This is a genomic window from Ruegeria sp. B11 (assembly GCF_056539785.1).
Map to the genome: position 1 here is coordinate 18,367 of NZ_JBQFVO010000006.1, position 13,707 is coordinate 32,073.

Below are 13,707 nucleotides of genomic sequence, written 5' to 3' on the forward strand. Positions count from 1 at the left end.
CGAAGCCTGCCTTCCAGGTGGTCCCTTCTGCAGCGGGACCGGACCCGAGGGGCGGCATGGCGTCCGCCCCCCGGAAAAGCGTCAGGCGATGTCGCGCGGCGCGAAGGACATCGTGCGAAACGAGGTCTTGTAGGGGCTCGGACCCAGCTTGCGGACCTTGGCAACGCCCATCTTGTAGTTGTAGTTGCCGCTGATCCAGTCGACGATCCGGCCCTCAAGCGCGTTGGCGGGCTGCTGCATGTGCAGGAAGTCCATGTAAACGACGCTTTTCTTTATGGCGGGCGTAACCATGGCCACGGCGGTGATCGCCGCTTTGGTCAGTTCGATATGCCCATTCTCCATCAGTTTCGAGAACTGGAAGTCGTCGCCTTCCACACCCAGCAAAGTGTGCTTGTTGCCCGGAACACGTTCGGAGTAAACCATCACGTAATCACCGTTTTCGATGCCACGCTCGGCCGCATCGTCGGGGTGAATCTCGACCCAGTTTTCCGGCCAGCGCTGCACGATATAGGGGCGGCGGCGGTCGTCGAAACCAGACTGCCAGCGTTCGTTGATCCGACCGGATGTGGCCCACAACTCGCCTTCGTCCTTGTTGGGTTTCAACCATTCCCAGTAATCCGAGAACAGGCCCCACGGCGATTTCTGGATGTTGCACTTGCCGGTCTGGCTGTTGAAGTGCGTCAGCTTCTTGTTGAATACATCCGCACCAGCCGCACCGGTATCAGGCAGCGTGCGGGTTGTGTCATGCAGACGCTTGGTTTCAATCAGCGTGACACCGTCGGCATCCAGCATGACCGGGCATTGCACACCATCGGTGCCGAATTCTCGGACCTTCTGGTGCAGACCCTTGCCCTCTTTCTTGGCTAGACGGAAGACCGCGTGGAAGTCCTTGCGCGACCCGCGCGTAAAGCGCACGGCCTCTTCGGCAACCTCGTTCGAGTTCTGCCAGTCGAACCCGTCAAAGCCCATCCGCTGTGCCAGTTGCGCAATGATCCACCAGTCGGGCTTGGCCGCACCGGGCGCATCATAGAACTTCTGGTACAGGCGCAGGCGGCGTTCGCCGTTGGCGCGCAGAAAGTCCTCTTCGCCCCAGGTCGCTGCGGGGAACACGATGTCGGCATAGCGGTTGCCGATCGGATCCTGCAGATAGATGTCCTGGTTGATGACCACCATACCGCCGCTGTCGGCGCGGGCCTTCAGCGTGTCGATCATTTCTTGCTTGTCGAAAGACGCAATCTGATGCGGGTTGCGGACGGTCAGTTCCTCGAACTTGTCAGCTAACTGTTGCGAACCACACATCGCCTGAATCCATGTGGTGCCGATCACATGGGCCATACGGGTATGACCTGCAATCAGATACCGGTCCGTATCCATGGCGCGGCGACGGCGACCCGGCAGTTTCTCGGGCGACTTGTTGCGCGGGTATTTCCCGCCCTTCACGCCGCCCCGCTGGTGACCACCGGCCCGGCCAATCACCTGACCCGGACGACCGCCACAGCCACAGATGATGCCCAGCGCGGATATCGCCTGTGTGTTGCCGGTGTTGTTCGACCAGTAGAACCCTTTCTCGATCATGACCGAGGTCTTGGGCCGGGTGCCATCCGCCTTGGGTTTGGCCAGCCATTCAGCAGCCGTATAGATCTTCTGCACGTCGATCTCGGCCATAGCGGCGGCGGTCTCAGGCGCGAATTCGTCCTGCGACAGCAGCCATTCTTTCCAATCCTCGAAGCCTTTGGTCTGGAACTTGCCCCACGTAGTGCGCCACTGCCATGGCGTGTTCCGGGTGCCCTGACCGAAGCCCGACGAGCTTTCCCACTTGTTGTTGACCCATTTCTTGATCCAGTCGCTGTCTTCCCAGCCATTTTCCACGATGACGCGGGCGATGGCGTTGACGACCAGCAGGTCGGTACCGGGCAGAACGTCGATATGCAGGCCACCCATCTTTTCAGCATGGGCCACACCGGCAGACCGGCGCGGAATCAGATAGATCTCTTTCTGACCGTTCTGCATCCCCTTCATCATCCACTGGGTATATAGGATAGTCTTGGTCTCATACGGGTCGGTGCCACAGACCAGAAGGGTTTCCGCGTCGCGCCAATCTTCGTACGACGGGCCGAAATTGTCGAAACCCGCATCCCGGAAACCGGGGGTCGAGGTGACATCGGACGGCGTGTCGTGGAAGGTAAAGTTCGCGGTGTTGATATGGCGCAGCGCGTATTTCGAGATCGCATAGGTGTTCTCGATATACTGATAGCTGAATGTTTTTACGCCATAGGCATTGGTACCGTGCTTGGCGATCACGTGGTTGCCCACCTCAGCCGCCACATCCAGCGCAAGATCCCACGGAACCGGCATCAGCGTGCCATAGATCCGCATTAGCGGTGTCTTCAGACGGTCACGCGTCGGGGTCTGTGGGTTATAGCATTTCTGCGCGATACATCCGCCCCGCAAGGAACTGTCGCCGTCGGTGTTGACGTATTGCGTGTCCTTGTCAGGGATGATCACCACGTGGTGCGGCTGACCTTTGTGCAGTACGATATTGTGCTGGTTCGGCGCGACCCAGGCACCCAACGGTGCAACGGGGAAATCCTCGCCAAAGGCGTTCTCGTCCGCAGTTGGGCCACCGGGTTTGGCCGTCACGGGCCAGCGGTAGACTTTGTAACCACAAGCCACGATGCAGTAGTCGCAGGCGGTCGAGATGACCTCGGCCCCTTTGGGCGGCAGCGGGACGTTGGTTTCGGGTACGTAATACGGGGTTGCCATGATTCCGCTTCCCTTATGCAATGAGGTTGTCGTAACGGCCGTAGATCAGGCCGAACATGCCAACGGCGTAGATATCGTCACCATCCAGTTCCAAAAGGACCTGTGGCAACGATTGGTAGGCCTGCCCCGAGACGAGGATGCCGTGCCGTGTCACGTCATAGGTGGACAGGTGCAACGGGCACGGGCCCAGCACCTTATGTTCAGGCTTGTAGCTGTCATACATCGACCCGCCCTGATGGGTGCAGGTGAGGTTGAAGGCCACAACATCCTTTTGCGGACCAATGCCGCCGCCGCTTTCCACGCCGGTTTTCACAAGGATCGAGTCCGAATAGTCGCCCTCGTCCGGGTAGTAGAACTCGACCGGCACATCCTGTTCCAACTCGGAAAGTTTGCCGATCAGCTTGCGCGGATAGGTCGATACCAAAGCGGGCACCTGTTCCGCCTGGCCATGGCGGGTGGGCATGGTCACCATCACGGCAAAGGTGGTGGCACCCGAGGCGAACAGGAACTGGCGGCGGTTCACGGTGCAGGCCTTTTTGGCCTCGCCCGAACAGCTGCATCCGGTTGCGTTATGATCTTTCATGACGCTTACTCCTCTGCTGCCGCGGGAAGCGGCTGGTAATCCGGCAGATCAGGTTCTTCGACCAGAATCTCGTCACCGGACAGGGATTTCAGGAAGGCCACCAGATCCGCTTTTTCCTGATCATTCAGGCCAAGGGGTTGGATCAGCGGAGATTTATTGGCCGAGAACTCATTCTCGCCGCCGCCCTGGTTGTAGAACTCGACCACATCCTCAAGCGTCTCCAACATGCCGTTGTGCATGTAGGGTTCGGTATAGAGGGTGTAGCGCAGGCTTGGCGTGCGGAACTTACCCTTGTCGGCCTTTTCCTTGGTACGGAAATAGAAGCCGGGGTCGTCCTTGGTGTGGCGGTACATCTCTTCGGTCGAGCCTTTGGCAAAAAGCTCATACCGGAAGGTCACTTGCGCCAGACCATCGTCCTGCCAACCGTCATAGGCGGGCACACCGGTGTTGTAGTATTTTTCATCCGACAGCAACGCACCGTTATGGCATTCGGAACACTGCGCCTTGCCAGTGAACAATTCCAGCCCGCGTTTCTGCTCGTCGGTCAGCGCCGCGTCATCCCCACGCAGATAATTGTCGAAGGGCGTGTCGGTCTGAACTATGGTCCGTTCAAACGCGGCGATGGCCCGCCATGCATTGCTGATACGCGGCCACTGATCGCCGAAGACATCGTTGAAGCGTTCGACATATTCGGGGACGAAGGCCAGGCGCGCCTCCATCATGTCGGCCTCACCGTTGCCGGCGACCGCACCGCCTGCGGCGGATTTGGCCTGGCTCTCAAGGCTTTTGCTTGAACCCGCCCAGAACAGCTTTCCGTAATAGGCCGAATTCACGATGGTCTGGCTATTGCGCCAGTGGGTCGTGCCCGGATAGCCGAACGAGATCGGTGCCTCGACGTCCCAGCCGACATCTGGCATGTGGCAGGCCGAACAGGGCGTCGACGGATTCCCGCCAAGACGGGCATCAAAGAACAGCATCTTGCCCAGTTCGATCTTGGCGTCGGTTTGCGGGTTGTCCAGCGGGATCGGCGGCTCGCCCAGCGCCACCAGCGGCGAGTCTGCATCGGGGTCTGCGCCACCGATGCCGGCCTCAATCTCCATGCTGGTTTCCGCAATCGCCTGTGCACCTAGGACGGCAAACAGGGCAGCGGTGGCGATTGTGCCTGAAAGGTAAGACTTTAGGTCTTTCATGGGTCCACTCCTCAGTTTGTCGCGTCTTGCCAGTTTTCGATCGGCGCATAATCCGTATCGATGTCCTCGGCGACGAAGTCCGGGCCGGTCAGCGGCTCACCAGACAGCGCCTTAAGGAAGGCCACCAGCTGTGCTTGTTCGGTCTCGCTGAGGCCAAGCGGCTTGATGCGCGGATCCTTGTTTTCATCTTCGCCACCACCGGCGTTGTAGAAGGCCACCACATCCTCGAGCGTCGCAATCGAGCCGTTATGCATAAATGGCGCGGTATAGATCAGCTCACGCAGCGTGGGGGTTATGAACGTGCCGAATGTATCGGCGGTGTGAGTGCGGATATACGCACCGGGGTCGGCGCGCAGGTTCATGTAATTCTCGACGCCGAGGAACTTCATCATGGTCACAAAGGTGATGTGACGTTCCGGGGTCGCCCAGATATCGGGGTTGTCGCCCACGCCGATATTGTGCGGCAGATCATCCGTGAACCGCTCGCCCGAGTGGCAGGAATTGCAGCCGCTGGCATTGAACAGCTCATAGCCCGCCTTGGCTTCTTCCGACATCTCGCCTGTATCGAACGGCGCGCCGCGCGAAATCAACGTTTTCAGATATTCCGGGATGGCGTTACGGACCCCGCCGTTCGACGGCTCGCCAAATCCGGCGGCTTCGAACATCTCGACATAAACCGGATCTTGCTTGATGCGTTCCTGCATCAAACGCATATCCATGTTCATCGAGTATGTCTCGGTGATGCTTTCGCGGGTCGCGTCGTTGAGGTTGGTGCCAATGCGCCCGTCATGGAACCACGCGGCGCGCTTGGCGCTGTTAATCAGCGTCGGCACGTTGCGGAAATGCAGGCTGCCGGCATAGGCATCCGATAGGGCCCGCCCGTCGGTAAAGCCGTTTTCCGGCTGGTGGCAGCTGGCGCAGGACAGTTCGGTGTCGCCAGACAGGCGCGGGTCAAAAAACAAACGTTTGCCAAGTGCCGCCTTGGCTTGGTCGAACTCAATGGCTTCTACCGGGCCCGGCTGTTCCGCCTGGGCATGGTGAACCGGGAACGCAACACCAACCGACAGCAATGAAACTGTCGACAGTGCCGAGAACCACGTTCTGGCTTTGGTCATCATTTAAAAAGCCCTCATTATCCGCAAATCTGATCGCTCCGGTTAACCGGAGATCGACGAGGCGAATATTAGAGGGTCATGTATCGCGATGCCTTGATCGAGATTAAATCCGCAGAGAATTGGCGACGTGATCGTCGCTTATCTGAACCAAGGCCGCGACTGTCAGACGTCGATATCCAAAGCAAGCGCATGGATACGGGGGACTATATCCCCCAATGCCGTATGTACTGCGCGATGGCGAGCAACGCGGGATTGCCCCTCGAAAGCCGCAGAACGAATAAGGACGTTGAAATGACTCTCACCGCCCTCCTGATATCCAGCGTGACCACGATGGCTCTCGCTGTCGTCAACCACCTCCAGCTCACGCGGGTTAAATGCTGCCTGCAATCGTTCACGGATTTCGTCGGTCACGCTCATTTTTATGCTCAGCGGCAAATAAATTGCCGTCCCCCTCTTCTACTTTCGGCTGCTTAGATTAAACTGCTGCCTCCGAGTCGAAAAGATGCCTTCGTGAGGTTGTGCAGATGGTAAAGTCAGATCCCTTCGGATTCGATATGTCCGTGTCGAGCGCTAAGAAAAAGAAGCCGCGCGGCCGTCGGGGTATGTCAGGTGCGTCCGAAACTTCGGTGCGAATCTGTGATCATGAGGGCTGTGAAGAACCCGGTAAGTTTCGCGCGCCCAAAGCTCCGGACGTGCTGGATGATTTTTTCTGGTTCTGCCAGCAACATGTGCGCGAATATAACCAGAAGTGGAATTTCTTCGACGGCACCACCGAGGCCGAACTGAACGCGCAGCGTTCGAAGGACAAAGTGTGGGAGCGTGAGACCAAACCGATGGGCGATCCCGAGGCCCGTGCCTGGGCACGTCTGGGGATCGAGGACCCGCATCAGGTTCTAGGCGAAAACGCCACCAAAAATCCCGGCCGCGCCAATTCCGGCGGTCGACGCCTGCCGCCGACTGAGCGCCGCGCGATTGAGATCCTCGAAGCGCAAGATAGCTGGTCGAAGGCAGAGATTCGCAAAGCCTACAAGAAGCTGATCAAGGTGCTGCACCCGGATATGAACGGTGGTGACCGATCTCAGGAAGAGCAGTTGCAAGAGGTCGTCTGGGCCTGGGATCAGATCAAGGACAGCCGCAGCTTCAAGTAGTATTCAACGGATACGGGTCAGCAGCGTTCCATCTCACGAATAGTGCTTGTTGCGGGACATCTTTCCGATTCCAGGGTTCATACTGTTCGTGGGATCGATCGACTTGTAGAAAGCTGCCAGATCGGGTTTGGCTGCATAGAGATGGCCAACATTATGTTCCGCCGGGTATTCAGCGCCGCGTTTGTCCAGCAACTTTAGCATTGCGGCCTTCAACGCGTTCGGGTCTGCGCCTTTCTTGACGATGTAATCCTGATGCAGAACATGACACATGAAGTGGCCATAGTAGAGTTTGCCGACCAGTTGATCCGCGATCTCAACTGGCAAGTCTTCGAACCAGTCGACGTCATTGCGGCGCAGCGCGATATCTAGGGCGATGATATCTTCCACTTCGGCTGCATGAACCTTCATATAACGAATGGCTGCACCTGCGGCAGCAAAACGATGTAGCCCAGCGATCTTTGCCTCACGCAGGTCGCATTCAAAGAAATCCAGCTTGTCTTCGGCAGTCATGTCATTGAGTAGATCGCGCGCTTCATCGATACCGCCATCGCGCATTTTGAGTATCAGGTGATGCGGATACCGATCCCGATAGGCCCGCATCCGGCGCGGCAGGATATCGGGCCAAAGTCGCATCGCGAACTGCATGAAACGATCGGTAAAATTGCCGAGAACCGGTATGCCTTCCAAACGCGCGTCCACCGCGCCCTTCAGCGCAAAGAAAGTGGGCAAACGGTCGGTTCCCAACTTGTCAATCATCACCATGGTGTCTTTGCCATAGCGGTCAGAGATATCGAATACCTCCTCATGCATGTATTCAGCGCTGACCGGCAGGGTTTTGAAGTCGGACAGGATGCGACGGCGCAATTCCGTGAATGCCTCGGTGTCGTGCGCCCCGACGTAGAAAGTACGTTCTGCTTCGTTCTTGGCATATGTATCCAGCCGAACCGCAAAAACCGCCAGTTTACCCGCGCAGCCCGCTGCTTCGTATAGACGCGACTTATCAGCGTTAAAGCGTGCTGGCGTTTCAGCATCTACATTACGCACCCGACGGGCGTAATCGGTGTCAGAGGCTTTGCGATTGTCGGTCTCGATATCAGTTGCTGAGAAATCACCGTTCTGCAGTCGGGTCAGGATTTCTTCGGGTGTATCACCCAATTGCATGCCTAGATGATTGACCAACTCAAGCTCGCCGTCCTGAGTGATCCGCGCGTACAGTGACAGCTCGGTATAGGAGGGGCCGCGCTCGACCAGCGAACCGCCCGAGTTGTTGCACACCCCGCCAACGACTGAGGCACCGATGCACGAAGATCCGATCACCGAATGCGGCTGGCGGCCAATCGGGTCCAGCAGCTTTTCCAGCGCAAACAGTGTGCTGCCCGGAAAGCTGATGACCTGCTTGCCATCATTGATCAGATGCAGATCGTCCATCCGCCGCGTGTTGATCAACACTACATCACGATCGTAGCTACCCTTGGGCGTAGACCCTTCGGTCAGGCCGGTATTGGCGGCTTGCATGATGACAATTTTGTCAGCGGCAACACAGGCCTGCAGCACCTGCCATTGTTCCAGCAGCGTAGCGGGCTGAACCACCGCGAGCGCGTCCCCTTCACCCGATCTGAACCCTCGGCGAAAGCGGCGGGTGCTGCGCGACGAAGTCAAAACGCGCCGCCGCCCACAAATGGCCTGAAGACGCTTGATCAGATCGGCATCGTTCATCCCGCTACCCTCCGTTAATACGCGACCGAGGGCAACCACGTGGCCAATTGCGGCCACAAGAAGACAAAGAACAGGCCGGTCAGCTGCAGGATCACGAATGGGATAATCCCTTTGTAGATGTCAGTCAGCTTGATCTCGGGCGGGCAGACCCCTTTCAGATAGAAAAGCGCAAATCCAACCGGAGGTGTCAGGAAAGAGGTCTGCAACGTCACCGCCACAAGGATTACGAACCACACCAGCGCAGGTTCATCGATGACACCGAAGCCGTCGATATCCAGGCCCAGCCCGTTCACGATGGGGCGCATCAAGGGCAGAACGATGAGCGTGATCTCGATCCAGTCCAGCACGAAGCCCAGCAGGAAGACGATGAACAGGATCATGAAGACAGTGCCATTTGGGCCGAGCCCGGTACCGTGGATCATATCCTCGATCAGCGCGTCGCCGCCCAGTTCGCGCAAGACATAGGAGAACACCGTCGCACCAAGGAAGATCGCGAAAATATAGGCGGTGGTGTTGAACGTTGCTTTCAGCACATTCACCAGCTTGGCCAGCGTCAGCTTGCGATATCCCAGCGCCAGCAGAGTGGCTCCCAACGCGCCCACGCCCGAGGCTTCGGTCGGTGTGGTCAAACCCGCGAAGATCGAGCCCAGCACGGCGAGGATAAGGGCCAGCGTCGGCAGGACTGCAATCAGCACGTCCTTGACTGCGTTCCAGTCAGGACGGGTTGCGCCTTCGGGTACTGGGGCCACGTCGCGTTTGATTAGGGCGATGACAAAAATATAGGTCAGGTAGAGCGCGCCAATGATCACGCCGGGGAACACTGCAGCCATAAATAGGTCGCCGACCGATAGCGCCATCTGGTCCGCCATGATGACAAGCATGATCGACGGCGGGATGAGGATGCCCAGCGTGCCTGAAGCGCTGACCACACCGGCGGCCAATGAGGGGCTGTATTTCTGCTCCATCATCGACGGCAGCGAAAGCACGCCCAACAGAACCACAGACGCCCCAATGATCCCGGTCGAGGCGGCCAGAATGATGCCGATCATCGTTACCGTGATCGCCAGCCCGCCGCGCACTGTGCCGAACAGGCGCTGCATCGAGGTCATTAGGCGCTCGGCCACACCGGATTCGTCCAACATCAGGCCCATGAAGATGAACATTGGCAGCGCCACCAGAACCGCATTTGACATGGTGGCATAGACCCGGTTCACCACCGCGCCCAGCGTCAGATAGTCCAGACCGGTCAGCGTTTCCTCAAGCCCGGTCCAGTTCATCATGCCATTGTCGAACAGATAGGCCAGACCGCAATAGGCAACGCCAACCCCGGCCAGCGTCCATGCCACCGGGAAGCCGGTGAAAAGCAGCGCGATGAAGGTCAGGAACATCGCGATGACCAGTTTTTCCTCAGTCGTTTCCACCAGGAAGGTCAGCGCGGTCGCCACCACAGCAAAGCCCAACAGCGCCCAGACGATCAGACGCAGGCCCTTGCCTTGCCGTTCCTCGTCGAGATTGACGATCAGGGCGTGCACATCGTGGATCAGCCGCGCCGCCGCAGCCAATGCCAGCAATACAAAACTGGCCGGGATCACACCTTTCAAAGCCCAACGCGCAGGTAGACCGGTAGGGCTGTCCGAGGATTCATTGACGCGCCAGCTTTCGTAAAAATAGTCATACCCCTGATCGATCATTAAATAGATGAACGGCACCAATAGGGTGAAGATTCCGATGATCTCGATAATCCGCCGCGCGCGCTGGCTGAGCTGCATGTGCAGCAGGTCCACCCGCACATGGCTGTCGGTGACCAGCGCATAAGAAATGCCGATCATCGTCACCAACCCATAGAAATGCCACTGAATCTCATCCAGCTTGGGATAGTTCTGGTTCAGCAGATAGCGCATCGCCACTTGCGAAACGATGGCCGCAACCAGCAGCAAGTTGGCCCACATGACCACATGACCCACCGCCTTGACGCCGTTGTCGATGGCAACGGCCAGTTTCTGGCGATCGGGCTCCCCATGCTCAAGGATGCTTTCATAGACTTCAATCGGGTCGTCCTGATGACGCTGTGTCTCGGCCATGGTCTCCTCCTCAAGAGTTTGGCGGTGGGGACGTGAATGCGCCCGGAATGCTTGGGAAAATGAAGAAAATCAGAGTTGTACGAGGGCGGCGGAAGGAAGCCGCCCCCGGATAATCGCAAGTGGCAAATTTACTTGCGGGGGAGGAATGCGTTCTCTTTCCAGACCGCATAACCGTCACGGAATTCGTTCATGTCGGCCAGAACCTTGGCAAAGAATTCGTCGTTGGCGGCCTGTTCTGCGGCAACCTCTTCCCAGGTCGCGCGGAAGGTCGACAGCATCTCGTCGTTCCACTGCTTGATCTGAACACCATTGTTTTCAACGTTGTCCAGCAGCGCAGCGTGTTGGATCGCCTCACCTTCGGCAAAGCTGTCAGCCATCGAAGCCTTACAGGCATTTTCGATGATCGCTTTGTGCTGATCGCTGGCTTCGTTCCAGACGTCCTTGTTGATCATCAGTTCAAACACCGTCGCTTGCTGGTGCCAGCCGGGGAAATAGTTGTACTTGACCAACTTGTGGAAACCGAGGCGTGCGTCGATGGCAGGCATCGAGAATTCGGTCGCGTCGATCGCGCCTTTTTCCAGTGCCGGGAAGATTTCGCCGCCGGGCAGCAGTGACGTCGCCACACCCAGCTTCTGCATCACTTCACCGCCCAGACCGAAAAAGCGCATCTTCAGGCCGTTCAGGTCTTCGGGGCTGTTGATCTCATTCGCGAACCAGCCCGAGGTTTCGGGAGCGATAATGGCGCAGGGAATGACATGGACGTTGAAACCGGCCTGATCATACATCTCCTGATACAAGCTCATGCCGTTGCCATAGTACAGCCACGCCATGTATTCACCCGCCTCAGGGCCAAACGGAACGGCCGAGAACAACGGTGCAGCCGGGATCTTACCCGCCCAGTAGCCGGCGGTGGTATAGCCCGAATTGATCTTGCCTGAAGACACCGCATCCAGAATTTCAAACGGCGGGACCAGCTTGCCCGGTTCGTAAACCTTCATCTTCAGCGTGCCGCCGGACATCAGGTCCAGCTGTTCGGCCACGCGCGGGATCGGCGAGCCGAGGCCCGGTAGAGCGGTTGAAAACGCGATTGGGGTTTTCAGCAGCATCTTATCCGCCGCGTGGGCAACCGGGGCTGCCAGCAGCGAGGCCGCAACGGCAAGCGATGTCAGGGTGGTCTTCATGGGTTCTCCTCCAAGGTAAAGATCAGCCGGTGGTCTGGCTGTCACTCTCGCCGCGAGCACGGCTTAAGTGGTAAATATTGTTTACCTTATAATTTAGTCAACAATTTTATTTACCAATTTGGCTACGCCGCGGTGGTGTGGCTCATAACCAAGATTGACCTTTCATAACCCGAAATTTTCGAATAATTTTGCGACACTCAATAAAAACAAACGCTTATATGCGCGGCGAGCGTCCGTATTTTTGGGTAGTTTTTCTTGCAATGCCGGAAGCTAGTGGTAAATATTATAAACAACCTCGACGATCTTTAATCTAACTACCGGACAGGAATTATGAGCACGAACAGCCTCTTTGATCCCGTTGGTCACGAATCAATTGCCGATGCGGTCGTCGCACAAATCGAGACAATGATTGTTGATGGAATCCTGAAAGAGGGTCGCAAAATCCCGTCTGAACGGGAGCTTGCGGAAGCCCTAGGCGTTTCACGCCCCAAGCTGCGCGAAGCACTCCAAACCCTCGAAAATCGCGGCTTGGTGACCGTGCGACATGGCGAGGGCACCTTTATCGCCCCACTGACCGGTCGTGCCATGTCGCCCGCCCTTCTGTCTCTCTATGCCCGGCACGGCAGTGCTTTCTACGATTATCTTGAATACCGGCGCGAGCAAGAGGCCTTTGCCAGCCGCCTCGCCGCACAGCGCGCTACACAATCCGACAAGGAACGGATTGCTGAAATCATCGATGAAATGCAGCGAGCCTGGGAGAATGATGATCAGGATGCCAGTGAAGAGGCTGATTTTCGACTGCACGCCGCCGTTGTCGATGCGAGCCAAAACACGACCCTTATCCACATGATGGCATCCATCTATGACCTCACGCGCCAAGGCGTGTTCTACAACCGCCGCTTCCTGCGCTCGATGGACGGCACGGGTGAAGCGTTGCTTGAGCAGCACAAGGCAATCGCGCAGGCCATCATCGACGGCGACCCGGACCGCGCAGAAACCGCCGCACGCACGCATATGGATTTCGTCGAGGATTCATTTCGCGTAGGACAAGAACAACAAGCTCGCGAGATCCGCGCAGCAAAACGGCGGCAGTTTTCGGATTGAGGTCAAAAACAGAGGCGTATTTTTTTGTTCTACGGAAAAGTCTCCCGCACGACGTACTAAGTCTTGGCTTTGCCTTTCTCGACCGGTTCTCGCCTCAGGCACTTTTCCAAGTCTACTTCCAATGCACTGAGGTTTATGTCTCCAGCTCGCAGAGCGTCCACCTCATTGGCTCCCTGCCTCGTCAAACCAAGGTTTTTGAGCAACGTGTTCCAATCCGGTACGTCCCGCTTCAATCCCGCGCGCAGCAAAACCTCAATTTTTCGAATGTACCAAAGGGTCAGAGAAGACACACGAATGTCGGGTGGAGTGTCCACAGGTACATGGGCGGCAATCGCAGCGCTTGCGCACGCCATTGACTCGGATGCCACGTAGAAAGCCTGCGCCGCGCTGTTAGGGTTTACGTATTTAACGCCTTCATTGATCAAAGCTCCACCGGCCAAGACCAAGGCCAGGTCTTTCCCTGAGATCGAGGCCGCACTTCCAAGCGCGGCACCGCCTGCTACAGTGATCAGTGCCGCCGCTGTCAGGTCCCGATTGCGCGCTGCTTCGTCGCCCAGCCTTTTGTAGGCATCTGAAAGTTGCAGCGCATAATACGACGTACGAATAGGACCGCGTTCAAGCAACAGGCTTGTGGACTGAAATGTTTTTGGTGCCGTTTCAAACGCACCCCCGATCCCTACAGCGTGCTGGATAACGTCTCCCGATGTATTCGACAGCACGGTTTGCTCGGCATTAAAGGCCCTGTTCTCGTAGGCACAACCGGTGATCAAAGTCAGCGGCACCAAGGCCGGAATCAGGCGATTGAAAACGGACTTCATCAAATTTC

11 protein-coding genes are annotated in these 13,707 nt (G+C 57.4%); 2 read left to right on the forward strand and 9 right to left on the reverse strand.

Annotated features, from left to right (window positions below; genetic code table 11):
• Positions 1–81: 81 nt before the first annotated feature.
• The 5 genes from ACR0I1_RS17395 to ACR0I1_RS17415 form a co-directional block, all read right to left on the reverse strand.
• A complete protein-coding gene (locus ACR0I1_RS17395; RefSeq protein WP_170664170.1) occupies positions 82–2,763 on the reverse strand; it encodes an arsenate reductase (azurin) large subunit in 2,682 nt (893 codons plus the stop codon).
• 13 nt (positions 2,764–2,776) lie between these two features.
• A complete protein-coding gene (locus tag ACR0I1_RS17400; protein ID WP_170425700.1) occupies positions 2,777–3,346 on the reverse strand; it encodes an arsenate reductase (azurin) small subunit in 570 nt (189 codons plus the stop codon).
• 5 nt (positions 3,347–3,351) lie between these two features.
• Positions 3,352–4,536 carry a cytochrome-c peroxidase gene (locus tag ACR0I1_RS17405; protein ID WP_480707406.1) on the reverse strand — a complete coding sequence of 395 codons (1,185 nt, stop codon included), beginning with the start codon at positions 4,534–4,536 and terminating at the stop codon, positions 3,352–3,354.
• An 11-nt stretch (positions 4,537–4,547) separates the two neighbouring features.
• Entirely contained in the window at positions 4,548–5,651 is a 1,104-nt protein-coding gene (locus tag ACR0I1_RS17410; protein WP_480707407.1) for a cytochrome-c peroxidase, read from the reverse strand.
• A 162-nt stretch (positions 5,652–5,813) separates the two neighbouring features.
• On the reverse strand, positions 5,814–6,068 hold the full coding sequence (locus ACR0I1_RS17415; RefSeq protein ID WP_170398480.1) for a BolA family protein: 255 nt from the start codon (positions 6,066–6,068) through the stop codon (positions 5,814–5,816).
• 107 nt (positions 6,069–6,175) lie between these two features.
• Here ACR0I1_RS17415 and ACR0I1_RS17420 point away from each other — a divergent pair, with 107 nt between their 5' ends.
• The gene (locus ACR0I1_RS17420; protein WP_170398478.1) at positions 6,176–6,799 is read left to right on the forward strand and encodes a DnaJ domain-containing protein; all 624 of its coding nucleotides are present in this window, start codon (positions 6,176–6,178) and stop codon (positions 6,797–6,799) included.
• Positions 6,800–6,832: 33 nt separating this feature from the next.
• Here the strand turns inward: ACR0I1_RS17420 and dld are convergent, their stop codons facing one another.
• The 3 genes from dld to ACR0I1_RS17435 all read right to left on the reverse strand — a co-directional run bounded on the left by dld (position 6,833) and on the right by ACR0I1_RS17435 (position 11,777).
• Positions 6,833–8,515 carry a D-lactate dehydrogenase gene (dld, locus tag ACR0I1_RS17425; protein WP_170595211.1) on the reverse strand — a complete coding sequence of 561 codons (1,683 nt, stop codon included), beginning with the start codon at positions 8,513–8,515 and terminating at the stop codon, positions 6,833–6,835.
• Positions 8,516–8,529: 14 nt separating this feature from the next.
• Positions 8,530–10,596 (reverse strand): TRAP transporter large permease subunit, encoded by a 2,067-nt coding sequence (locus ACR0I1_RS17430; RefSeq protein WP_170514610.1) that lies wholly within the window; start codon positions 10,594–10,596, stop codon positions 8,530–8,532.
• 128 nt (positions 10,597–10,724) lie between these two features.
• Positions 10,725–11,777: a TRAP transporter substrate-binding protein gene (locus ACR0I1_RS17435; RefSeq protein ID WP_170398473.1), complete on the reverse strand. Its 1,053-nt coding sequence runs from the start codon at positions 11,775–11,777 to the stop codon at positions 10,725–10,727.
• A 330-nt stretch (positions 11,778–12,107) separates the two neighbouring features.
• Between ACR0I1_RS17435 and ACR0I1_RS17440 the strand changes: the two genes are divergently transcribed.
• Entirely contained in the window at positions 12,108–12,881 is a 774-nt protein-coding gene (locus ACR0I1_RS17440) for a FadR/GntR family transcriptional regulator (protein ID WP_480707408.1), read from the forward strand.
• A gap of 56 nt (positions 12,882–12,937) precedes the next feature.
• Here ACR0I1_RS17440 and ACR0I1_RS17445 read toward each other — a convergent pair whose 3' ends face one another.
• Positions 12,938–13,699 (reverse strand): hypothetical protein, encoded by a 762-nt coding sequence (locus ACR0I1_RS17445; protein ID WP_170513804.1) that lies wholly within the window; start codon positions 13,697–13,699, stop codon positions 12,938–12,940.
• Positions 13,700–13,707 lie beyond the last annotated feature (8 nt).

What these genes read in the sequence shown, in the direction of transcription:
- ACR0I1_RS17395 (WP_170664170.1), bottom strand. Translation starts at nt 2,763, where the DNA reads ATGGCAACCCCGTATTACGTACCCGAAACCAACGTCCCGCTGCCGCCC.
- ACR0I1_RS17400 (WP_170425700.1), bottom strand. Translation starts at nt 3,346, where the DNA reads ATGAAAGATCATAACGCAACCGGATGCAGCTGTTCGGGCGAGGCCAAA.
- ACR0I1_RS17405 (WP_480707406.1), bottom strand. Translation starts at nt 4,536, where the DNA reads ATGAAAGACCTAAAGTCTTACCTTTCAGGCACAATCGCCACCGCTGCC.
- ACR0I1_RS17410 (WP_480707407.1), bottom strand. Translation starts at nt 5,651, where the DNA reads ATGACCAAAGCCAGAACGTGGTTCTCGGCACTGTCGACAGTTTCATTG.
- ACR0I1_RS17415 (WP_170398480.1), bottom strand. Translation starts at nt 6,068, where the DNA reads ATGAGCGTGACCGACGAAATCCGTGAACGATTGCAGGCAGCATTTAAC.
- ACR0I1_RS17420 (WP_170398478.1), top strand. Translation starts at nt 6,176, where the DNA reads ATGGTAAAGTCAGATCCCTTCGGATTCGATATGTCCGTGTCGAGCGCT.
- dld (WP_170595211.1), bottom strand. Translation starts at nt 8,515, where the DNA reads ATGAACGATGCCGATCTGATCAAGCGTCTTCAGGCCATTTGTGGGCGG.
- ACR0I1_RS17430 (WP_170514610.1), bottom strand. Translation starts at nt 10,596, where the DNA reads ATGGCCGAGACACAGCGTCATCAGGACGACCCGATTGAAGTCTATGAA.
- ACR0I1_RS17435 (WP_170398473.1), bottom strand. Translation starts at nt 11,777, where the DNA reads ATGAAGACCACCCTGACATCGCTTGCCGTTGCGGCCTCGCTGCTGGCA.
- ACR0I1_RS17440 (WP_480707408.1), top strand. Translation starts at nt 12,108, where the DNA reads ATGAGCACGAACAGCCTCTTTGATCCCGTTGGTCACGAATCAATTGCC.
- ACR0I1_RS17445 (WP_170513804.1), bottom strand. Translation starts at nt 13,699, where the DNA reads ATGAAGTCCGTTTTCAATCGCCTGATTCCGGCCTTGGTGCCGCTGACT.